At 60.4% G+C, this 21,562-nt stretch carries 25 protein-coding genes; all 25 read right to left on the bottom strand.

The features are described from left to right. Nucleotides 1-435: hypothetical protein (locus KGL31_01615; protein ID MDE2320603.1), on the bottom strand; the 435-nt coding region annotated here is incomplete at its 3' end. Between the two features lie 202 nt (nucleotides 436-637). Continuing rightward, nucleotides 638-958 carry a DUF2442 domain-containing protein gene (locus KGL31_01610; GenBank protein ID MDE2320602.1) on the bottom strand — a complete coding sequence of 107 codons (321 nt, stop codon included), beginning with the start codon at nucleotides 956-958 and terminating at the stop codon, nucleotides 638-640. Then, nucleotides 924-1,178 carry a DUF4160 domain-containing protein gene (locus tag KGL31_01605; GenBank protein ID MDE2320601.1) on the bottom strand — a complete coding sequence of 85 codons (255 nt, stop codon included), beginning with the start codon at nucleotides 1,176-1,178 and terminating at the stop codon, nucleotides 924-926. The genes KGL31_01610 and KGL31_01605 overlap by 35 nt, the downstream gene beginning before the upstream one ends. A gap of 116 nt (nucleotides 1,179-1,294) precedes the next feature. Further along, nucleotides 1,295-2,311, bottom strand: a complete 1,017-nt coding sequence (gene aroF, locus KGL31_01600) for a 3-deoxy-7-phosphoheptulonate synthase (protein ID MDE2320600.1) — start codon at nucleotides 2,309-2,311, stop codon at nucleotides 1,295-1,297. Between the two features lie 10 nt (nucleotides 2,312-2,321). Then, complete coding sequence (locus tag KGL31_01595; GenBank protein MDE2320599.1) at nucleotides 2,322-2,750, bottom strand: F0F1 ATP synthase subunit epsilon; 429 nt, start codon at nucleotides 2,748-2,750, stop codon at nucleotides 2,322-2,324. Between the two features lie 27 nt (nucleotides 2,751-2,777). Next, nucleotides 2,778-4,199, bottom strand: a complete 1,422-nt coding sequence (atpD, locus tag KGL31_01590; GenBank protein MDE2320598.1) for a F0F1 ATP synthase subunit beta — start codon at nucleotides 4,197-4,199, stop codon at nucleotides 2,778-2,780. A gap of 45 nt (nucleotides 4,200-4,244) precedes the next feature. Further along, nucleotides 4,245-5,117 (bottom strand): ATP synthase F1 subunit gamma, encoded by an 873-nt coding sequence (gene atpG / locus KGL31_01585; GenBank protein ID MDE2320597.1) that lies wholly within the window; start codon nucleotides 5,115-5,117, stop codon nucleotides 4,245-4,247. A gap of 37 nt (nucleotides 5,118-5,154) precedes the next feature. Beyond that, nucleotides 5,155-6,681, bottom strand: a complete 1,527-nt coding sequence (gene atpA, locus KGL31_01580) for a F0F1 ATP synthase subunit alpha (GenBank protein ID MDE2320596.1) — start codon at nucleotides 6,679-6,681, stop codon at nucleotides 5,155-5,157. Nucleotides 6,682-6,699: 18 nt separating this feature from the next. Beyond that, entirely contained in the window at nucleotides 6,700-7,251 is a 552-nt protein-coding gene (atpH, locus tag KGL31_01575) for an ATP synthase F1 subunit delta (protein ID MDE2320595.1), read from the bottom strand. Then, nucleotides 7,248-7,853 (bottom strand): F0F1 ATP synthase subunit B, encoded by a 606-nt coding sequence (gene atpF, locus KGL31_01570; GenBank protein ID MDE2320594.1) that lies wholly within the window; start codon nucleotides 7,851-7,853, stop codon nucleotides 7,248-7,250. Before atpF ends, atpH begins: the two co-directional genes overlap by 4 nt. Continuing rightward, nucleotides 7,850-8,335, bottom strand: a complete 486-nt coding sequence (locus KGL31_01565; GenBank protein MDE2320593.1) for an ATP synthase subunit I — start codon at nucleotides 8,333-8,335, stop codon at nucleotides 7,850-7,852. The genes atpF and KGL31_01565 overlap by 4 nt, the downstream gene beginning before the upstream one ends. Before the next feature lie 172 nt (nucleotides 8,336-8,507). Further along, nucleotides 8,508-8,753 (bottom strand): type II toxin-antitoxin system HicA family toxin, encoded by a 246-nt coding sequence (locus tag KGL31_01560; GenBank protein ID MDE2320592.1) that lies wholly within the window; start codon nucleotides 8,751-8,753, stop codon nucleotides 8,508-8,510. Then, nucleotides 8,753-8,974 (bottom strand): type II toxin-antitoxin system HicB family antitoxin, encoded by a 222-nt coding sequence (locus tag KGL31_01555; protein ID MDE2320591.1) that lies wholly within the window; start codon nucleotides 8,972-8,974, stop codon nucleotides 8,753-8,755. Before KGL31_01555 ends, KGL31_01560 begins: the two co-directional genes overlap by 1 nt. A gap of 721 nt (nucleotides 8,975-9,695) precedes the next feature. Beyond that, on the bottom strand, nucleotides 9,696-12,281 hold the full coding sequence (locus tag KGL31_01550) for an IPT/TIG domain-containing protein (protein ID MDE2320590.1): 2,586 nt from the start codon (nucleotides 12,279-12,281) through the stop codon (nucleotides 9,696-9,698). Continuing rightward, nucleotides 12,274-12,882: a hypothetical protein gene (locus tag KGL31_01545; GenBank protein ID MDE2320589.1), complete on the bottom strand. Its 609-nt coding sequence runs from the start codon at nucleotides 12,880-12,882 to the stop codon at nucleotides 12,274-12,276. Before KGL31_01545 ends, KGL31_01550 begins: the two co-directional genes overlap by 8 nt. Before the next feature lie 473 nt (nucleotides 12,883-13,355). Beyond that, nucleotides 13,356-14,459, bottom strand: coding sequence for a tRNA 2-thiouridine(34) synthase MnmA (gene mnmA, locus KGL31_01540; GenBank protein MDE2320588.1), 1,104 nt, complete (start codon nucleotides 14,457-14,459; stop codon nucleotides 13,356-13,358). A gap of 167 nt (nucleotides 14,460-14,626) precedes the next feature. Beyond that, the gene (locus tag KGL31_01535) at nucleotides 14,627-15,796 is read right to left on the bottom strand and encodes a cysteine desulfurase (GenBank protein ID MDE2320587.1); all 1,170 of its coding nucleotides are present in this window, start codon (nucleotides 15,794-15,796) and stop codon (nucleotides 14,627-14,629) included. Then, nucleotides 15,793-16,488 (bottom strand): DUF4013 domain-containing protein, encoded by a 696-nt coding sequence (locus KGL31_01530; protein MDE2320586.1) that lies wholly within the window; start codon nucleotides 16,486-16,488, stop codon nucleotides 15,793-15,795. Before KGL31_01530 ends, KGL31_01535 begins: the two co-directional genes overlap by 4 nt. Before the next feature lie 38 nt (nucleotides 16,489-16,526). After that, nucleotides 16,527-17,366, bottom strand: coding sequence for a ParB/RepB/Spo0J family partition protein (locus KGL31_01525; GenBank protein MDE2320585.1), 840 nt, complete (start codon nucleotides 17,364-17,366; stop codon nucleotides 16,527-16,529). Then, the gene (locus KGL31_01520; protein MDE2320584.1) at nucleotides 17,341-18,111 is read right to left on the bottom strand and encodes a ParA family protein; all 771 of its coding nucleotides are present in this window, start codon (nucleotides 18,109-18,111) and stop codon (nucleotides 17,341-17,343) included. Before KGL31_01520 ends, KGL31_01525 begins: the two co-directional genes overlap by 26 nt. 106 nt (nucleotides 18,112-18,217) lie before the next feature. Continuing rightward, nucleotides 18,218-18,835 (bottom strand): 16S rRNA (guanine(527)-N(7))-methyltransferase RsmG, encoded by a 618-nt coding sequence (rsmG, locus tag KGL31_01515; GenBank protein ID MDE2320583.1) that lies wholly within the window; start codon nucleotides 18,833-18,835, stop codon nucleotides 18,218-18,220. Nucleotides 18,836-18,929: 94 nt separating this feature from the next. After that, nucleotides 18,930-20,591 carry a membrane protein insertase YidC gene (yidC, locus tag KGL31_01510; protein MDE2320582.1) on the bottom strand — a complete coding sequence of 554 codons (1,662 nt, stop codon included), beginning with the start codon at nucleotides 20,589-20,591 and terminating at the stop codon, nucleotides 18,930-18,932. Between the two features lie 43 nt (nucleotides 20,592-20,634). Continuing rightward, the gene (gene yidD / locus KGL31_01505) at nucleotides 20,635-20,898 is read right to left on the bottom strand and encodes a membrane protein insertion efficiency factor YidD (GenBank protein MDE2320581.1); all 264 of its coding nucleotides are present in this window, start codon (nucleotides 20,896-20,898) and stop codon (nucleotides 20,635-20,637) included. Next, nucleotides 20,828-21,193, bottom strand: coding sequence for a ribonuclease P protein component (gene rnpA / locus KGL31_01500; protein ID MDE2320580.1), 366 nt, complete (start codon nucleotides 21,191-21,193; stop codon nucleotides 20,828-20,830). The genes yidD and rnpA overlap by 71 nt, the downstream gene beginning before the upstream one ends. 69 nt (nucleotides 21,194-21,262) lie before the next feature. Next, nucleotides 21,263-21,397, bottom strand: coding sequence for a 50S ribosomal protein L34 (gene rpmH, locus KGL31_01495; GenBank protein ID MDE2320579.1), 135 nt, complete (start codon nucleotides 21,395-21,397; stop codon nucleotides 21,263-21,265). Nucleotides 21,398-21,562 lie beyond the last annotated feature (165 nt).

Raw genomic sequence — 21,562 nt, 5'->3', positions numbered from 1 at the left:
ATGCTCCGGCTCTCGCGCGCCAGACCGTGGCAGGCGACCTTCCTCGCACATCTCTCGCGCCTGCTCCCGAAGGACGCCAACTGCAATGCAGTTCCGGTGACAGAGGCTAAGATATGAGTTCAACTGCAATATTCCGGTTGAGAAGCCAAGTGAGCTCCATCCGCTCAGAATAGAACACGAACCAGAGTCCTGTCTTGGTTCATGCTCTATCGCCGCGAAGAGGGCCGCGTCGTCCTCTATAACGTCGCGGGACCGGGCCTTGTTCTGCACCATCGCGATCGATCCGTCGCGTCGACGAATGATGGCATCGACAGCATGATCGTCTACAAGGGGGACATAGACATCCATCCCCTCCTTGAGCATCCGCCCGATGATCCAGTACTCGATGCGCTTCCAGAACCCAGCCAAGTTCCGGAACGGCTTCCCTACGGCCACGACGCCCTCCTCCTGTTGTCAGGCTAACCACTGAGTGCGCTGGTCAGCATATCCCGATCCTCAGGCTTCCAAGAATGCGGCAATTCTCTTTGGTTTCTAAGGAGTTGTCAAGGTTGTCAGGAAGGCACCGCTACAGGCGAGCACAAATCGGGCGCTAATGCTCGGTTGACCGGGGGTTCAAAAGCGAAGCGGGGGGCGGTAGTTAGGCGGTGGCGCGCTGCGGCCGTTCTTTCCGCCGCTGCAGCCATCGCTCGAACGAGGCGGGACTTTCTGTCGACTTCTTGCCAAGCAACAATCCCTCGACACCAATATCTTCGTCCAGATCCGGCCAGTGGACCCCGTAGCCAGCGCCGCTGATTTGAAAATGAGCGCGTTCAGCCGGCGTACCATGCGCCAAACGTGGATACCAGCCGATGGGAATCGAGATGGTCCGCCCGTCCTCGAGATCTAGGGCCAGCGTGTCGTCCGTCATTATGACGTTTACGACTCTAGCCAATGCGGGTGTCACCGCCGCAGAATGCATCCCATTCATTCTTCAAGACCTCCAGATTCTCACGGATCATGCGCTCAATGTCGCGTAGCTCCTTGCGGCTATAGCCACGATTGTCGGCCAATGCTACGTCGGGATCAAGCCAGAATTTGGCGCTCCGATTCTCCCGGTCCACATGCATATGTTGTGGCTCACCGCAATCGTACGAGTAAAAGTAGAAACGATAAGCGTCGATTCGTAACGCGGTTGGCATAGTCAGAAGTCTTCCGCACGCTCCTTCGCCGCACGTAGTCAGATGCTAATGCGAGAGTTGCCTGGATGTCAAGGGTAAGGTCAGAGGGAGCAGGCAGGTATGTCGGCGATGCGAGATTAGATCCGGCGGCCGACGGCTAGGGCGATGGGGCGCAGTTCGTCCATGAGCTGCTGGAATTTGTTGAGCTTGAGCGATTGCAGCCCGTCGGATTGGGCCACTTCAGGATTGGGATGGACCTCAATCAAGAGCCCGTCGGCCCCACAGGCGACCGACGCCTTGGCCATCGGCGCCACATACTCCCAGTGGCCCGTGCCGTGGCTGGGGTCTATGATGACCGGCAGGTGGGTCAGCTTATTGAGGACGGGGACCGCGCTCAGATCCAAGGTAAAGCGGGTAGCGGTTTCGAAGGTCCGAATCCCGCGCTCGCAGAGGGCGACATTGTAATTGCCTTCGGACAGGATATACTCAGCCGCCATCAAGAATTCCTTAATGGTGGTCGCCATCCCCCGCTTGAGCAGAACCGGCTTACCGACCTCGCCGGCCCGCTTCAGCAGCGCAAAGTTCTGGACGTTGCGGGCGCCGATCTGCAGAATATCGGCATACGCCGCCACCAGCTCCACGTCCATGGGGTTGACGACCTCGGTGATGATCTTCAGGCCAGTCGCCGCCCTCGCGACATCCAAGTACTTGAGCCCCTCCTCGGCCAGGCCTTGAAAGGCGTAGGGCGAGGTGCGCGGCTTGAACGCCCCTCCCCGGAGGACCGTAGCCCCGGCCGCCTTGACGGCCTGGGCGGTCTGCAGCATCTGCGCCTCGCTCTCTACCGAGCAGGGGCCGGCCATGACCACGACCGCCGGTCCGCCGATCTCCAGATCCCCCACCCGGACGATACTCTTGCCGCCCTTTACCTCTCGGCTCGCCAGTTTGAACGGCTGCAGGATCGGAACGACAGTGTCTACTCCCGGCATCACTTCCAGTGATTGCAGGCGATCTTTACCCCGCTCATCCCCCACGGCCCCGATGACCGTCCGCTGCGTCCCCTCGATGATATGGGCCTGATATCCGAGCTCCTCGATCCGCCGAATGACGTCTCGGACCTGGCTCTCGTGAGCGCCTGTTTTCATGACGATAATCATTCCGATTCCCTTACGATGGCCGCCCCTTGGCCGCGACCGCCATTCTGGCAAGCGCCCGCTCAAGGGCGGCCTGGGCCCTGGCATGATCGATGGTTTCGTCCCCGAAGCCACGTAGCCGTTCCTCAGCCCTAAGCTTCGCCTGTTCAGCCCTGGCCAGGTCGATCTCCTCCGGTCGCTCCGCCGACTCCACCAGGACGATTACCTTGTCGGGGCGAACCTCGGCGTACCCCCAGTCGACGGCCAGAAACCGCTCCTTCCGCCCCCGCGTATAGGATAGCTCCCCGATCTTCAGCGTCGTCATAAAGGGGGTGTGGCCGGGCCAGACGCCGAAATATCCCTCCTGTCCGGGCGCCATCAGCTCTTCAACCTCCTCGCTGATGATCAGCCGCTGAGGCGTGACCACCTCGAGCATGAACGTTTGACTGTGTTGCTCTGCCATGACGTTACGGCGCCCCTTGCAACAGGATTACTTGTGCCCCGCGAGCTTTTCGGCCTTCTCCCGGGCCTCATCGAGGGTCCCGACCATGTAGAAGGCCTGCTCCGGCAGATCGTCCGCCTTCCCCTCAATCAGCTCCTTGAATCCCTGGATCGAGTCTTTCAGTTTGACGTAGCGGCCGGGCTGACCCGTGAACTGCTCCGCCACGAAGAAGGGTTGGGACAGGAATCGCTGAACCTTTCTCGCCCGCGCCACCACCAACTTGTCGTCCTCGGACAGCTCGTCCATCCCCAGGATGGCGATGATGTCCTGGAGGTCCTTGTAGCGCTGCAGGATCTTCTGGATTGACCTGGCCGCAGAGTAGTGCTCTTCACCCACGACGCGGGGGTCGAGAATCCGGGAGGTGGAGGCCAGCGGATCGACCGCAGGGTAGATCCCCAGCTCGGTAAGCTGCCGGGAAAGGACCGTCGTCGCGTCCAGGTGGGCAAAGGCTGCGGCCGGAGCCGGGTCGGTGATGTCGTCGGCCGGTACGTAGATGGCTTGCACCGAGGTAATGGAGCCGGTCTTGGTCGAGGTGATCCGCTCCTGCAGCTCGCCCATCTCTGTCCCCAGCGTCGGTTGATAGCCGACGGCCGATGGCATCCGGCCAAGCAGCGCCGAGACCTCGGAGCCGGCCTGCGTAAAGCGGAAGATATTATCGACGAACAGCAGGACGTCCTGTTTCTCCTCGTCTCTGAAGTATTCGGCAACGGTCAGCCCGGTCAGTGCCACTCGCAGCCGCGATCCGGGCGGCTCGGTCATCTGGCCGTAAATCAGGGCGGTTTTCTCAATAACCCCCGACTCCTTCATCTCCAGCCACAGGTCGTTTCCCTCGCGAGTCCGCTCGCCCACCCCCGCAAAGACCGAGAGGCCGCCATGCTCCATGGCGATGTTGCGGATCAGCTCCATAATGACGACGGTCTTGCCGACCCCGGCGCCGCCGAAGAGGCCGGTCTTGCCGCCCTTGGTATACGGTTCCAGCAGATCGATGACCTTGATGCCGGTCTCCAGGATCTCGACCTTGGTCGCCTGTTCGTCGAAGGCTGGGGCGGGGCGGTGAATCGGGTAGTGCGTCTTGGCGTCTATCGGCCCCTGCTTATCCACCGGCTCCCCGATCACGTTCATGATCCGACCGAGGGCAGCCCGGCCCACGGGAATGGTGATCGGCGCGCCGGTGTCAACGACCTCCATCCCCCGGACAAGCCCGTCGGTGGAGGAGAGGGCGATGGCTCGAATCCGGCTCTCTCCCAGGTGTTGGGCCACCTCCACAATCAGCCGTTCACTGTAGGAAAAGATATCCTTGGTCTGCTGGGCCTTGACCTCGAGGGCGTTGTGAATGGCCGGCAGTTTGCCCGGGTCAAACTCGACATCGACGACAGGTCCGATGACCTGTACGATCTTCCCTGCGTTCATGATCCTGCTCCTCACCTTTTCCGTACGCTAGACACTGTGCGCGCTCTATCCTTTAGCCGCCCGCAACGCCTCGGCCCCACCGACAACCTCGAGCAGCTCCTTGGTGATTCGTTCCTGCCGCGCCTTGTTGAACTGCAACGTCAGCAGGTCGATCATCTCTGAGGCGTTCTTGCTCGCCGCATCCATAGCGGTCATCCGGGCGCCGTACTCACCAGCCAACGATTCCATGAGCGCCCTGTACACCTGCACCTCAACATGTTTGGGCAGCAGCCCCTCCAGGATCACCTGCGGCGACGGCTCGTAAATGAAGTCGATGGCAGCCAGCTCCTCAGGGGCTTGCAACGGCTCAATGGGCAGCAGCCGCTCCACCACGACCCGCTGCGTCGCGACCGACTTAAACTCATTATAGACCAACTGGATCTCGTCCGCCTCCTCGGCCACGTAGGCGTTCGCCAACTCTCGGCCCAACGCGGCCGCATGGTCATACGCCAACCGATCGAAAAAGCCGACCTGTTCCGACCGGATCGTATAGGGACGGCGCCGATAGAAATCGCGCGTCTTGCGCCCGACCACGACCAGCGTGACGGTGGTTTCGCCGGGTGTTGTGCGGAGCAACTCCAGCGACCGGCGCATGATATTGCTGTTAAACCCGCCGCACAGCCCCTTGTCGGCAGCAATGACGACGATGATCTTTTTGCCGGTTTCGCGTCGACAGAGCAGCGGATGATACTGGGGGTCGGCCCTCAGGGCCAGGCTGGCCAGCACCTCCTGCATCTTGAAGGCATAGGGACGCGCCTCCAGGATGCGCTCCTGGGCCCGACGCAGCTTGGCTGCCGCCACCAGCTTCATCGCCTTGGTGATCTGCTGTGTGCTTTTGACCGATGTAATGCGCCGCTTAATGTCGCGTAAAGTCGCCATTGCGTTGTCGGCTTTCCCCTAAACCCTATCCCCTGCCTTACGCCGCCTTTCGGGCAGCGAGAAACTCCGTCTTGCACTCGGTAATCGCCTGGTCCATCTCGGCGCGGAGGGCATCACTGAGCTCGCGCTTTTCCTTGATCTCCTGAAAGATACCCGGATACCGTCCCTGAACCGAGTTGTATAGCGTCCCCTCGAATTGCAAGACTGCATCAACCGGAAGCTCGTCCAGGTGGCCGGCCGTCCCCGCGTAGATGATGAGGATCTGTCGTTCGACCTCGAGGGGCACATACTGTCCCTGTTTCAGCACCTCGACCATTCGCGCGCCCCGATTGAGCTGAGCCTGGGTCGCCTTGTCCAGTTCACTCCCGAATTGGGCAAATGCTGCCATCTCCCGATACTGCGCCAAGTCCAGCCGAAGCTTACCGGCCACCTGCCGCATCGCCTTGATCTGGGCCGAGCCGCCGACCCGGGAGACCGACAGGCCGACGTTGATGGCCGGGCGGATGCCGGCGAAGAACAGATCGGTTTCCAGATAGATCTGGCCGTCGGTGATCGAGATCACGTTGGTCGGAATGTAGGCCGAGACATCGCCAAGCTGCGTCTCGATGATCGGGAGCGCCGTGAGCGACCCTCCGCCCAGATCGTCATTCAGTTTGGCCCCCCGCTCCAGAAGGCGCGAGTGCAGGTAGAAGACGTCGCCCGGATAGGCCTCGCGGCCGGGCGGCCGACGCAGCAGCAGCGAGAGTTGGCGGTAGGCCTGGGCATGCTTGGACAGGTCGTCGTAGATGCAAAGGGAGTGACGCCCAGAGTCTCGGAAATACTCGCCCATGGCGCAGCCGGCGTAGGGGGCGATATACTGGAGCGGCGCCGCCTCCGAGGCGGTGGCCGCCACAACCATGGTGTAGGCCATAGCCCCGGCCTCTTCCAGCGTCTTGACCACCTGGGCTACAGTGGACCGCTTCTGACCAACGGCTACGTAGACGCAGAAGACGTCCTTGCCCCTCTGGTTGATGATCGCGTCAATAGCGACGGCGGTCTTGCCGGTCTGCCGGTCGCCGATGATCAGCTCGCGCTGTCCCCGGCCGATCGGGATCATCGCATCGATGGCCTTGATGCCGGTCTGAAGCGCCTCCTTGACCGGTCGGCGGTCCACCACCCCTGGGGCCAACCGCTCAATGGGCCGAAGCTCTTTGGCGTCGATCGGTCCCTTGCCGTCGATCGGCTGGCCCAGGGCGTTCACTACCCTCCCTACCAGCGCTTCGCCCACCGGCACGGAGGCGATCCGGCCCGTCCGCTTGACCAGATCACCTTCTTTGATCGCCTCGGCCTCGCCCAACAGGACCGCGCCGACGTTATCCTCCTCAAGGTTCAGCACCATGCCGAAGACGTCGTGCGGAAACTCCAGGAGCTCGCCGGCCATCGCCTTTTCCAGGCCGTAGATACGAGCGATTCCGTCGCCCGCCTCGATGACGGTACCGATCTCCGCCACATCCACAAGCGCCTCGTACCCGGCCAGTTGCTGCTTGATGATTTCGGTGATCTCTTCCGCTTTGATCTGCGCCATTTCGCTACCCTTTCAGTATCAGCAATACTCGCTCTTCAGCAGATATTCGCGCACCTTTTTCAGTTGTGTCCGTACGGACCCATCATAGATGGTGCTGCCGATCTGCGCGACAAACCCGCCCACAATGGAGGGATCGACTCGGGTCTCCAGATAGATCTCCTTTCCCGTCGCCGTCCGCAGGCGCTCCTTCAGCCCATGAATGATCGGCTCGGACAGCGGTACAGCCGAAGTCACCGTGGCCTTCCCGCGACCCAGCCGCTCATCGGTCAGCTCCTCATAGGCGAGGGCAATCTCTCCGAGGTGCGGGAGCCGCCGTTTCTCCAGGATCAGATTCAGAAAGTTCGTGGTGAGCGGCTTCACACCCACCCCTTCCGCGATCGTGTGCAGGATGCGCCGTTTATCAGGTAGCGGGATGGCGGGACTCGCAAAGAAGGTAGCCACCTCGCGAGTTCGTTTCATGGTCTCTACAACCGTGCGGAGATCGCGCCCGACCGCCTCCAACACCTGTTGCTCGGCGGCGACGTCCGCCAGCGCCTTAGCGTACCTCCTGGAAAGGCCGCCAGCCCTCACCGACCGCTCCCAATCTCGGCCATCACCTGCTCCGCCAAGCGGCGGTGATCATCGGTCGTGAGGCTACGGGCAATAACGCGCTCCGCGACCCCCAGCGAGAGGCCCACCACCTCCTCGCGAAGCTCAACCTTCGCCCTTTTGACCTCCTGTTCGATCTGCGCCTTGGCCTCTGTTACGAGACGAGCGGCCTCTTCGCGCGACGCTTTCAGCAGTCGCTGTCGTTCTTCCTCCACCTCACGAACCGCCGACTCCCGCATCGCGGCCGCCTCCCGCCGGGTGGCGAGAATCTGTGCTTCGTACTCTTTCTGCGTCTGGGCCGCAGCCTCTCTGGCTGCCTTCGCCTCCTCCAGAGAACGCTTGATGCCGTCGGCCCGTGTCGCCAGGAACTGGGTGAGCGGCTTGAACAGGAACTTGTACAGTACGGCGATCAGAATGAGAAAGTTTACAACCTGAATGAGCAACGTCTTGTTCAGGTTGATGATCCCGGGCTGCTCCCCTCCATGGGCCTCTTCGGCAGCCCACGCAGGGAAGGCCACGAGAAGCGCGGCTAGGCCGAGGAAACAGGCGACTACCGCGATAAGCCGGATGCGATCCTTCGTCATGACTGCTGATCCTCCATCCCGGTACTGCTACTGTGCGAAAACGACGAACGAACGACGAAATAGCCGCCCATCCCAAGCTGAACCGCCAGCAGGCCGAGCGCCATCCCGATCAGATTCACCGGCAGGTAGACGATCACGAAGAAGACGATGACGGCGACTCCGAAGAGCCTAAGAATAGATCGGATCCACCAGTACCGCTGACCACGCGACCGAGGCGCCGGGCGCTCCGTGAGACGGACGACGGTTTGAACAATGAGCCTGAAGCTGAACAGGCTGACGAGAGCGCCGGTGGCAAAGCCCAAGGCCCAATCCCACTTCCCGAACAGCCCAAAACCGACAAGTCCGGCCACGACCAGGCCGAGCGCGCCTACCAGCGTACCCCGGACGAACTGCTCCCGCTCGTTCATACCACCGGCAAAAAAGCGCTGCCGGATCCCTCCAGCCGGATCTGGCAGCTCTGAAGATCGTGAAAACTCGCTCAAGCTTGCCCTACTGATTCAGATTTGTCAAGCCTTTTTTGGCCGCGAACGTGGCCGCTTTTTGGGGTGTCGCGCATCTAAGTGCACCTACCCCTTGCCCCGATCTTTCCCCCGGTCCCAGCCGCTCCCGGCACGGAGCAGGCGCGAGATAGCGGTCAAAGAGTACGCCATAAGCTCAGCTACCAAGAAGGAGATCGGTGAACCCGGATGCGGTCAGGCCGGCAGCCTTGAGGATCGATTTGAGGGTCTTGGGCTTGAGAATTCGCTGACCGTGGACGGGAACGGTTACGCGATGCGTAAAGCGGTCGCCAAGTCGGCGGTGTAGGTAGACATGACTACCTTCTTGATCGAACACCACGAATCCGGCTCGTTTAAGCGCTCGAACGGCCTCCTTGCCGGAGACCCGAGGAAGGCGCGGCATTACACGGCAACCTCAAGCGCCTCCACCTCTTTCGCTGCCTTCGCCTTCTTGAGCAGGATATGCTCCCGCGTGACTGCGCGCAGGTACAGCCTGATGGCCTCTCTGACGTTCTTAATAGCCTCTTGCCGTGTCTCGCCTTCGCTCACACAGCCTGGCAGCGCCGGACACGTTGCCGTGTACCCTTCCCGCTGGTTGCCTTCCAAAACAATCGGCAGCTTCATCGCGCAATCCTTCTCTAGTGTAGTGCGTCTAACGCTTCTTTACATTCACCGTTCGCCCTGAGCCTGTCGAAGGGTGAAGCATTTCGGCCACTTCCGTTCATGGTTCGACAAGCTCACCACGAACGGACTGTAAAGGGACTTATGACGCACTACACTAGCACGTTACACGCTTTCCGCTATGCTCAATAACAATGCTGAGCTACGGGCACGTTGGGAACACGGACCAAGGTTTGCTTACCAAGGCGCCTCCGGCACACTGCTCCAGGCCATTCATGTCGGCATCAAAAACGTTGCCAAATCCCCTCAATCGGGCCTGGCAGGTCACAAAGCTTGAAACAGCTTCAGTATCTGCCCGATGGGTCATGAATTGTCAAGCCTTTTTTGGCCGCGGACTGAACCGAGGCGAGGACCGGCGGACGACGAGCACGCCGGACACGCTGTACGGGACATGCATCGTTGCACACGGCAGCAAGGAGAAAATCCTATGCGGCAGCACTCAGAACGCGAACACGCTGGCTACGGAGTCGGCAATCAATCCAATTAGTGCAACCGTAGGCGCCGCAAGCTACATGATGAGGCTGGGGATGGCCTCAACAAAGCCTTCGGCAGTTAGAGGCATCCGGAGCTGGAGGCCGCCGAGAAAAAGTAGCACGGTCGCCATCAGAGTTACACGCGTGAACTGCGTCTGTGTGCCGCTCCTGTAGAACGACGTTCAGGGGTCTCATCGACCGGTGAACGTAAGGGTCCCAGTGTGTGGGTAAATGAGGGTTTCCACAAGGAGTTCCGAGGCGAAGCCTGCACGCCAATAGAAGTCCCACCAACCCGGGAGTTCCGTCGGAAGGTTGAGTTTCGTGATGATTGCTTTCACGGCATCGTCGTAGATGGCGTCCTGAAGTTGCTCAATGATGCCGAGCAAGTCCTTGTTGTAAGTGTTGATAGCGAGATTGATCAGGGGGTTTTGGGCCCCGAGCGCTAGGAGGAGTCCAGTGATAGACGGGGTGTCAGTGGGCAAGGGGGCGTTGCCAGTAATCACACGGTAGAAGAGATCCCAGCCCAACGCGGCGAGGACAAACCGAGTTTGATCGCAGGCTGATGTGGCCATGGCGGTGGGCGTATTGCAGGTAGTGAGGTCGATACTGTTATCGGCGACAAAGGCGATCTGCATGGGGTTGGGCCTGGTGAAAGTGACCTCGCCGAGCGGGAGTTCCTGTTGGGCACTCATGAGGAATGGCTGCGTGGGGAGCGGGGGCTCGGCAGTGACATGAATTGGTGGCTCGGGATAGACGACGTACCAGGTCTGCGTGTTGTTCTGGATGCTGATGGTGGCGACGGCCTGGGAACGAGTGCGCTGGGTAATCTGGAAGGTGCGAAAGATGAGGGCCTGGAAGTCGCCGCTGGGGACAATGTTGACGTTGGTTGGCAGCGGGGCCGTGTAGTTGAACGCCTTGGCATTGCTGGTTTGCTGGTGATCGGTGCCGACCCCGGTCTGAACCGTGACGAGGACAGATCCGGAGCCGGACGGAGCCTTGACAATAATCCGGGTTGGACTCCAGGAGGTGATGGAAGCGTTGGCCGACCCGAAGAAGACGGCGTTCCCTGATGGGGCTTGTTGGGCGAAGCCGGTACCCGTGATGGTCACCGTCTGAACGGTGGAACCGGTGGATGGGCTCACACTGGAGATGACCGGAACCTCGAGGGTTCCGGTAAAGTTCACGTTAGCTGCACTGGCCCCATTGAGCGTAACCTGCTGTGTGGAGGGGGTGAAATCATAACCGCTGAGGACTGGCGTGAGGGTGAAGATGCCGTTTGGAAGGCCGATCTGGGAATATGCCCCCGTCCTGGTGGTCGTGGCAATGCCAACCTTATCGCCAGCGATCGAGACGCGAACGCCTGCGATCCCGCGTCCGGCGCTGGTCCTGATAAGTCCGGAAATACTCAGGGGGGCGACGACCGTAAGGGAAACGGCATTGCTGGAGCCGGCGGGCGCGACCACCTGAAGCTGGCAGACGGTGCCCGCCGCCAATGAGGGCACGACGAAGACGATGAGCGTGTCTTCCCAGTGGGTGATAGTAGGCGTCGTTGCGCACAGTTGCACGTGATTCGTGGCATTCGTGTCGAAGTAGGAGCCTTTAATGCTGACGAGGCTGCCGACAGGGTTGCTCGTGATGGTGAGGGTACCAGTTGGGTCAGAGAGGGAGTCGATGTGCGGTAAGGCCCCGACGCCCTGCACCTGCGGCGAGGCAGAACCGCCATTGCTGGTGACGCTGACGTTACTGGTGAAGGTTCCGGCGGAGGTGGGGCTAAAGCGGACGGTGATGTTCTGGCTTTGTCCGGCGGTCAGGCTGAAGGAATCCGGAGGAACGATGCTGAACGGAATGCTGGCGCTGGCACTGCCAGTTAAGGTGCCGCCGCCGGTGTTCGTGACGGTAAAGGTGAGGTCCTTAGAGGTGCCGACTAAGATGACACCGAAGTCGAGGGAACTGGGCGAGATGGACAGTGCCGGTGGATTGGTCGGAGTCGTGGCCGCACGGCGGAAGAATATCTCATTATTGCCGAGGGTGTTGTCAAACCAGATAACGTACACGGCAGCATCACCGAGAGCGACCGTAGGCATGGCCCCCGACTGGGAGGATCCGGAGACGGTCGTGGCGTCCTGGTCAAGGGGAGGATCCCAGGTAGCGCCGCTATCTGAGGAGTGGCGGAAGGAGATGATGCAGCCGTTGATACAGCCGTTATGAGGGTCGATGCGATCCTCCCACGCCACATCGATCTCTGACCCCTCCGCAGCGATGGCAGGCCAGGCTTGAGCAGATCCCGATGGAGTGAAGCTGGTCAGGTTGACGGGACCCGCAAACGTGGTCCCGTTGTCAGTGGAACTACGAAGGATCATGCCATATGTGTTGCCCCACCCAGTGGGCGTTTGAGAAATGACTACGGGGAAGGCCGCGTAGACATTGGATCCGCTTGCGACGAGGGCGGAGGTACCGTTTGGGACCGGTGATGTGCCATTGAGCGCCTGAATGGCGCCGAAGGTGGACCCGCTATCAGCTGAAGCGCGATAGAGGAAATCAGTCCCCTCGTGCCAGGCTACGTGCACGTTGCTTCCGCTGATGGCAACCCGCGGCAATGCACCGTTGGGCTGAGCAAGAGGCGCCGACAAGTTCACAATGCTGCCAAACGTCACACCTCCGTCAGTAGAGGTTCGAACGCTGATAGTCCAGCCGATGGGGCTCGAGTTGGTGTTCTGCTTCCACACGATGGCCACAGTGGTGCCGTTTACCGCAAGTTGCGGCTGCTCATCAGCCACGCCGGGCCACCACCTCAGAGACGACGATCGGGGCGCTGAACGTGGCACCCGCGTCGCTGGAGCGGCTGTAGGCCACCAGTTCCGTAGGCGAGCAGCATTCGTTCCAGGCAGCGTAGGCGTTCGACCCGGTGAAGGCGACCTCGACATTACCCCCATTGGTGGGATCGATGGTCTGGAGCGGCCCGAACGTAACGCCCGCATCGGTGGAGCGGCGGTAGACCAAGGGGATCGTCGTGTCGACGACTTGAAACCAGAGCACCAGGACGGTGTCACCGCTGGCCGCGAGTCGGACTTGGGGGGGGAACGGCGAGGGATCTTCGAGCGGCACCATAGGCTGCCACGTCACGCCGGTGTCGGTGGAGCGCCGGAAAAAGACCTGGTAGATGGGGTTGCCGTACGCATTGCTCCCCACGACTTCCTCCCACGCGACAAAGACGTTCGCTCCACTGACCGCGAAGCGGGGGTTCTGAGAGCCAGTCGAGGTGTTTGAGAGGTTCTGAATCGGGTCAAAGGCGAGCGCGTTCGCAGGTCTGTGAGACGTTCCAAGGACTATCACCGCGAGGAAGGCAACGAGTGTCAGGCGTGCTCCGTGAGACTTCATTACGGTGAATGCTCCTGGCATATCACAGTCTCCTATCGGGCCTGTGCCGCGATGATCACGAGGGCCAAAACACAAACGCGCCTTTCGCGGCCTGAAAACAGGCGCAAAAAGCGCGTTCGACGAGCGCGGGGGACCTCGCTTGGTCTCGTGGGGTCACGGAAGACCCTCCCCTGCAAAACTGCTATGCTCAGCCGTCAGGTGGGCTCGGTCAATTTTATAAAACGAAGCCTATAACGTTACCCCCATCACTGTCAAGCCTTTTTGAACAGCCGTACTGACGGCCTTGGCAGTGCAAGTTGCGACCTGCATCAAGATCGAAACGCTTAGCGGATTTTGGTCGGGCCGCGTGCGAGACTCTTTAAGTTGATTCCACAGATCAATCCGATGTCGCGATGTGACCGCCGATGGGGTCCTATGCTCATGTTTGCAAATCAGCGCGGTAGACGGCAGCACGCACCTACCGCCTTCGTTGCTCACTGCGCCTCAGGATCTGCTGCGACGGTGGCGCCGCCCACAAGCAGGTCGGGCTCCGCGGCATCGTAGAACACGGCCGCCTGGCCTGGCGCGGAAGCGGGCTGGGCGTGCTGCCATCGGACCCGTATCCGGCCATCGCCGAGGGGAGAAACGGTCGCCGGCATCACAGCCTGGCGGGAGCGAACCTTCATCAGAACAGGCCGTTCCCCAGTCAAGCGGTCCCACGCTACAAGATTGAGTTGGTCGGCCACGAATTCAGGCTGTAGCAACTCCTCCCGTCTGCCCACGACGACCGCGTTGGTCTTCGGGTCAAGCCGGATCACGTAAAAGGGACCGCCTGCCAGCCCCAAGCCGTTGCGCTGGCCTACGGTATAAAGCGCCAGGCCCGCATGCTCTCCGAGGATCCGACCGGCACGGTCTGTAATCGGACCCGGCCTCAGACGGTCCCCACACTGCTCCCGCAGGAAGGTCCGGTAATCCCGGCCGACAAAGCAGAGATCCTGGCTGTCGGCCTTGGCGGCGATCCTCAGACCGTGGGCCGCCGCCCGTTCCCGGACCTGATCCTTAGTCATTTGACCAACGGGTAAGCAGATTCGGGCCAATTGGGCCTGGGTCAGACTGTACAGGAAGTAGCTCTGGTCCCTCTCATCGTCGAATCCGCGGCGCAGTAGATAGCGACCGCCCGCGTACTCCCGTTCGACTCGCGCATAATGCCCCGTCGCCAGGCGCTCGGCCCCCAGTCCAACCGCTTGCCGGAGCAGAGAGCCGAACTTTACCAGCTCATTACAGCGCACGCAGGGATTCGGCGTCAGGCCCGTTATATAGCCCTCCGTAAACTCCTGGATGATCTCGCGATGAAATTGCGACTCATAATTCAATACGTAATAGGGGATTCCGAGTTGCGCGGCTACAAGTCTCGCGTCCTCGGCATCCTTGACGGAGCAGCAGCGGTCGGTCCGCTCCGACCCGTCCCCCGCGTCGCGCGCTAAAAGCTTCAGACTGATCCCGACAACCTCATACCCTTGCTCTATGAGCAGGACGGCGGCCACGGCGCTGTCAACCCCGCCGCTCATCGCCACAACAACTCTCGGCTTACGACTCACGGATTTTGCTCTTGTCTTTTATGCCTTCACCGGGCCTGTTCTGTAAACCCTTACTCGCGCTTCGACGGGCTCAGCACGAACGGAAAAAGATCAATGTTTTCAATACGCATACCGTTCGCCCTGAGCTTGTCGAAGGGGGAACGGAGATTTGCAGGACAGGCTCTACCCTACACCCTATCCCCTATACCTTCTACTTTTGCAGCACGGACCCGCTCAACCAGCGGCGGAAAGAGCGCAAGGACGTGCTCGATCTCCGTCGTCGTCGTCCCGGCACCCAAAGAAAACCGAATCCCGCCGCCGTCGATCTCGGGTCTTCGGCCCATCGCCCACAGCACATGCGACGACTCAAGCGAGCCGGCGGCACAAGCGGCGCCTGCGGAGACCTCGACCCCTTCGAGATCCAGCGCGACCATCAGTGAATCCGCCCGAGTCCCCTGAAACGAGATATTAGAGGTGTTGGACAGCCGCCGGTCCCGATCGCCATTCCGCTGCGTCCCCATAATGCGCTCAAGAATACCCCCCTCAAGGTGATCTCGGAGCGTCCTCAGGCGGTGGCCTTCGGTCTGCATCGATTCAAGGGCGAGCCGTGCCGCACAGGCCATACCGACGGCCGCCGCGACATTCTCCGTCCCGGCCCTCACACCATGCTCTTGCTCTCCTCCATGCATTTGTGGGTCGATCTTTGTTCCAGGGCGGACATACAGGACCCCGATCCCTTTCGGCCCGTAGAACTTGTGCGCCGAAATGGTAAGAAGATTGGCCCCTTGGGCTTCGACATCGATCGGAAGGCGACCAAACGACTGGACGGCGTCTATGTGAAAGATAATCCCGCGCTCTTGCGCAAGTCGACCGATCTCGGCAATCGGAAAGATCACCCCGGTTTCGTTGTTGGCGTGCATTAACGAGATTACCGTAGTGTCGGTCCGGAGGCTCAGCCTGACCGTCTCCGGATCGACCAGCCCCTGTGCGTCGACCGGCAGATAGGTGACCTCGAACCCTTGCGCCTCAAGGGCCCGGCAGGCGCTGAGTACGGCTCGGTGCTCCACCGTTGAGGTGACGATGTGTCGTCCCCATTCCCTGGCAGCCCAGGCAGCGCCCTTGACGGCCAGGTTGTCCGCCTCCGTGCCCCCCGAGACAAAGACCACGCTCTCCTTCTCTCGCGCCCCGAGCGCCGACGCCATGGCCTCCCTAGCCTCTTCCAGGGCACGCTTGGCCTCCCTGCCCCGGCTGTGGCTCGAGCTGGCATTGCCAAAGCGCGAATCGAGATATGGGCCCATGGCATCCAGCACTTCCGGTCGCATCGGGGTCGTGGCATTATAATCAAGGTAAATGCTCATTCGCTCGAACAGACCCCACCGAAAAGGCGAGCGCCTGCCACCAAGAGATAGAAGGTCAGAAACGGCCACACCAGGAGACCCAGAATAGGAATGGCCCCGATCAGCCCGACCATAATGAACAACCCGAGGCTGAGCAGATACGCCTCTACATACTCGGTCAAGGCCTTGCGGATTCGCAACCAGACGACCGCGGGGTGCAGTACGGCCTCAAGCCGGTGTTCCTTCAGGTAGTAGGCAACCCCCATCGGCAAAAAGAAGCCCGCCGTGATTCCAGCGAGCACTCCGAGCAGGATCAGGACAAGGCCAAGGTTGAGCGCTATACCGCCTCTCACCAACAGGCCGAAACCGGAAATAACAAAGAGAAACGGAACGATCTCGTAAGCCAACGCGAGCACAAACAGCAACAAGCCCTTTGCACACAGAGTCGACCATCGGCTCCATGACGGCAGCGAGTCGGCCTGCGGGACCGCCAGGGCGCCCTGAAAGGTCGCCAGTACAAACCCCAGCACGGGAAAGTTGACCGCCGGCGCCAGCAGAGCCCCCGCAAGGGCGAATTCTCGGGTGAGTAGGAAGCCAGCGACTACGAAGAGACTTTCGAGGAGCAGTCCGACGCTGCCGCCAATCGCGATCTTCGGCAGCCACCTGCGATCTTCCAAGGGAAAGGCCAGCGCCTTCGCCGCCCGGTTAAGCAAACCAGCCTCTGTATTGTTTCACGTGCAACACCCATCACTCAACCGTGCCCAAGGATGCGCTCGTAGATCCTGTCGAGGTCCTCCATCGAGTAAAACTCTACCTCGATCGTCCCCCCCTTGCCCTTTCGACAAATCTGAACCTTGGTTCCGAGGGCCTGCCGGAGGGTATCCTCGGCTGCCCGGATCGTCGGCTCGCTTACTGCGAGGCGCGGCTGCGGGTCGACAGCCTGTTTCAGCCGCCGGACCAGCGCTTCGGTGGCGCGTACGGACAGGCCTCGACGGATTACCTCATCGCGTGCCTTGATCTGGTCGGCTCCCCGCTCCAGCCCCAGCAGAGCCCGGGCGTGCCCTTCGGACAAGGCGCCTTCAACGAGGTCGGCCTGGACCTGCTTGGGAAGCTTGAGCAGCCGGAGCGCATTCGTCACCGAGGAGCGATCCCGACCCACCCTACGGGCCACCTCTTCCTGGGTCAGCCCAAACTCATCCTGAAGCCTCAAGTACGCCTCAGCCGCCTCAATCGGGTTCAGGTCCTCCCGCTGCAGGTTCTCTACCAACGCCACCTCCAGCGCCTGGCTGCTGGAGAGCTCTTTCACGAAAGCCGGGACCGTGTCAAGTCCCGCTATCCGCGCAGCCCTGAGGCGCCGCTCCCCGGCCACCACCTCCAACCGACCCCCCTCGCGACGAAGCAGGATGGGCAAGAGCACCCCATGGGCCTTGATGGAAGCCGCCAACTCGTTGAGCTTGGAGTCGTTCATGGAGCGGCGGGGCTGGAGCGTGCCCGGTGCGATCTCCTCTATTCGAACCTGTATCGTCCCGGAAAGATCCGCTCCGGGGATCAGTGCCTCCAGCCCCCTACCGAGGGCTCTGCGTTGCGCCATCGATGATCTCCCTGGCTAAGTGAAGGTAACTCTCGGCCCCTGATGAGCGGCTGTCATACAGAAGAACCGGTTTCCCAAAGCTAGGCGCCTCGCTCAGCCGTACGTTTCTGGGAATCACCGTTCTCAGAACTGCCTGTGGAAAGTGGCGCCGCACCTCCTGTTCCACCTGCTCGCAGATATTCAGCCTCATGTCATACATAGTCAGGACAATTCCCTCGACCTGAAGGTCCGGGTTGAGCCTTACCCGACAAAGGGTTACGGCCTCCATGATCCTGGCCAAGCCTTCCAGGGCGTAGTATTCGCATTGAAGCGGGATCAGCACTGAGTGCGCGGCCGCCAGGGCATTGACGGTCAGCAGACCAAGCGAAGGCGGGCAGTCGATCAAGACAAAGGCGTAGACGTCTGCCCCAGCCGCCAGCGCATCCTTTAGGCGAGCTTCCCGATGGGGACTTGCAGCCAGCTCTACCTCCGCTCCGATGAGGCGGTCTCCAGCCGGGACCAGGTCCAGCCATGGGGCCACGGTCGGCCGCGCCACCTCAGCGATCATCGCCCCCCCCATAAGCAGGTCGTAGGCGGCTGGTGTGGCCCCGCGTTCGACGCCCAATGCGCTCGTGGCGTTGCCCTGCGGATCGAGATCGAGGAGAAGCGTCCGGTGTTCGGCCGCCGCAAGAGAGGCGGCCAGGTTTACGGCTGTTGTGGTTTTGCCGACCCCGCCTTTTTGGTTCGCAACGGCGATAATGCGCATGGCTGCCTTCTCTGTTGACCTTAATCGGAAAGGGTACCACAGCCCGCAGTGGAAATAAAGCGGCGAGTTGGGAGGAGTTGCACGTGAAACATTCTTTAGCTATCAGCTATGAGCTGTCAGCCTTTTCCAGGATGAGCAGGCAGGTTGACGGCAGCCCTGCATCGGGGGCAGGAACCTCCAGAACCTCCGCCCTCATTCCCAATGCAGCAAGCAGAGGGTACGCAGATGGAAGCGAGTCGCGCGTCCTTTGCCCTGCCTGTAGAATCAGGCGTCCACCCGATTTCAGAAGCGGCTGCACCATACGCGCCACGTCAGGGACCGGCCCAACTGCCCGCGCGAACGCCACATCATACTTACCCTGATGCTCGGCCTCCCCGCACAGCTCCTCGACTCTCGCCTGCATGCAGCGGATTCCGGTAAGTTCGAGTCGCCGTATGATGGAGCGCAGAAAGGTGGCTCGCTTCCGCCTGGGCTCGAGCAACAGCATGTCGATGTCGGGGTAGCCTATCTTGAGTACCAGACCGGGAAATCCGGCGCCCGATCCAACGTCTATGGCTTTCACCGACGGTGCGGGGTCGAAGGCTGCCCGGCAGGCGAGGGAGCGCAGAAACCCCTCGCGGATGATCGCCTCCTCAGACCTCAGCCCGGTCAGGTTCACCTGTGAGGCCCAACGTTGCAGCTCCGATAAGTAGACGCCGAGCGCTTCGTATTGTGCTGACGTCAACTGAAGCCCGATGCGGCCAAGTCCCCGGCGCAGCAACTCGCTGGGGCCAACAACGCGTTGCCGGGCTTCTGTCTGTTCCAGCCGGGTACCCCTGCTAGGTCGCCTCTGGTCTATTGAGTGCGAGCTTGCCTTGCTTCTGTAACCACTGCTGCTGGCCCATCTGGAGGACATTATTTACAAGCCAATACAACACCAGCCCCGATGGAAACCTCCAAAACATGAAGGTAAACATGGCCGGCATCATCCACAACATAACCTTCGCCTGCTGTGGATCGCCCACGCTGGGAGACATTTTTTGTTGAAAGAACATGGTCACGCCCATCAACAGCGCTAACAGATTGAACGGGTAGTCTTTCAGGCCCCACATATCGAGCGTGAAAAGCGCATCCGGTTGAGAGAGGTCCTTAATCCAGAGGAATGGGGCTCGCCACATCTCTACTGAACTCGAGAGCGCATTGTACAGGGCGACAAAGATGGGGATTTGAATAAGCATAGGGAGACACCCGCCCAGCGGGTTGACTCCGTGCTTTCTATACAGTCCCATTACCTCTTGTTGCTTCTTCTGTGGATTGTTTTTGTGCCGCTCTGAGATGGCGGCGATCTTCGGCTGCAGAGCCTTCATCGCTTGCATCGACCGGAGGCTTTTTGCGGTAAGGGGGTGGAGGACAACCTTCTGCAGCAGACTGACCAGAATGATGGCTACGCCATAGTTGCCGCTGATGCGATGCAGGAAACGCAGGAGGTAAAGCGCAGGACGGGCGAGCGTATCAAACCACCCAAGGTCCACGATTTTACTGAGATCCGACCCGGCGGCATTGAGGTAGTCGAGATCCTTCGGGCCTCCATAGAAGGCGAAGCGTTGGGTCAGTTCCCCTCCAGGCTCAAGGCTCTGGGTTGGGGTGACGAGAGAAATAACCGGCTGTTCCTGTGGTCCTTTACCTACCGTTGCAGCACTCCCTTTGCTCTCTGGCAAGAGCGCTGCGGCAAAATAGAGATTCTGAAGAGCCGTCCACGACACCTGGCCGCTATGGGTGACAGCGCCCTGGATGCTTCCAAGATTGTCCGTCACGCGACGCCCATCTACCCAACTTGTGGATGACACGATCTGCGCGCGACCACCGCCGACGCCGCTGTAGAATCCGGGACCCCACGCGAGTTCCGGCGCGATGGTTATCGGCTTCTTACCAGTATTTTTCCACGAGAGCTCAACCTCAACGCGATAGCTGTTGCCCTTGAATGTTACGCGCTTAGAGAGTTGAAGAGGCCCGCTTCCGCGCGAAGCGAAGGTAATCGACCCGGTCTCGGACGGCGAGTGAAGGTTGAGTTGCGATTTATCGATGTCGAAGTCCAGTGGCGCCGGCTCCTCCGGATTCCCACTGAGGGCCAACAGCGGACCCAGCACGTCTTCTTGGTGAGGCGCTACGAGATCCACCCCCTGCCCATCAGCGGCCCGATATGGCCTGAGTCGCCAACTCTTCAACGTCCCGCCCCGCGACGTCAAGACGGCTCTCACGACATCCGTCTGCACGATCACTTCCCGCTCCGGCGCCTTGGGGGGCGCTCCCCGCCCCTGTTCTCGGTCTGCCGGAGAAGAGATATCACTCGTTGGAGACGCAGCGGGTTTTGTTGCGGTGGAGGTCGCCTTCTCCTTCGATGGGGCCGGCGACTCTTGAGAGCGCGGAAAAAGGTACTGCCCACCCACAAGAATCAGGGTCGCAAGCGCGACCGCCAACAGTGCTCGTACCTGGTACGACATGTAACTCCTGTTGTGGAGGCTGCACACTCCGAAAGGCAGCCGCTTACTTTACCGGGTCGTATCCACCTTGGCACCACGGGTGACATCGGGCCAAACGGTGTACGGCCAGAAGCAGACCTCGTGCCAGTCCGTACCTGCCTATCGCCTCGTAGGCATAATCGGCGCAAGAAGGGTAGAACCTACAAGCCGGGGGAAGCAGTGGCGACACAATCGTTTTGTACGCCAGCAGAATCCCTCTAGCAATGCTCGCTGGTATCACTTGCCCTGACCGAATCTGAGGAGCTGGGGGGTGAGAGTCTGCGCGCATAATCGAAGAGGTCACGGAACTGACCCCTCATATCGCGTCGGCTAAGAGCACTAATACCCTTTTTGGCGGTAATCACGATTTCGACGCCCACGGGAAGCTGATGACGATTGAGTCGAAATGCCTCACGCGCCAGGCGTTTTGCTCTATTCCGAACGATTGCCGTACCTGTACGCGCCCCAAAAGCTAATCGGAGCTCTTGTTTTTTAGTTGACGCAAACCTTGCATAAAGAGTAAAATCATTGGTGTTAAAAGCCCTTCTTGGCCGGGCTGCACCGCTCGATTCCGGTTGTCGCATTTCCGTGATCGATCTCTAACGCTTGAGAATAATTGGACCGGCGGTACTCAGCAGAAGCGTAGGGCGAGATTACACGGTGAGCCTTCTTCGGCCTTTTGCCATTCTTCGCTTGATGACATTTCGGCCGTTAGGGGTGCTCATTCGAGCAAGGAAGCCGTGCGTTCGTTTTCGCTTACTTTTGTTGGGCTGGTATGTCCGTTTCATGATGGATTCCTATTGAGCAGTAGAGGGTTATTCCTCTGTTCACGATGAAAACAAAAGTCAATATAGCTTGCAGCATCTCTGCTGTCAAGCCCAAATAGCGTATGGAGCCGGCGAGACTGACTGGTGTTGCCTTCCTTTTGCTCCGTTTGATAACAATGTTGTCTA

This window comes from Candidatus Methylomirabilota bacterium (assembly GCA_028870115.1).
Classification (GTDB): domain Bacteria; phylum Methylomirabilota; class Methylomirabilia; order Methylomirabilales; family Methylomirabilaceae; genus Methylomirabilis.
Note: the sequence above shows the minus strand (reverse complement) of the source record. Positions and strands in the feature narration are given on the sequence as shown.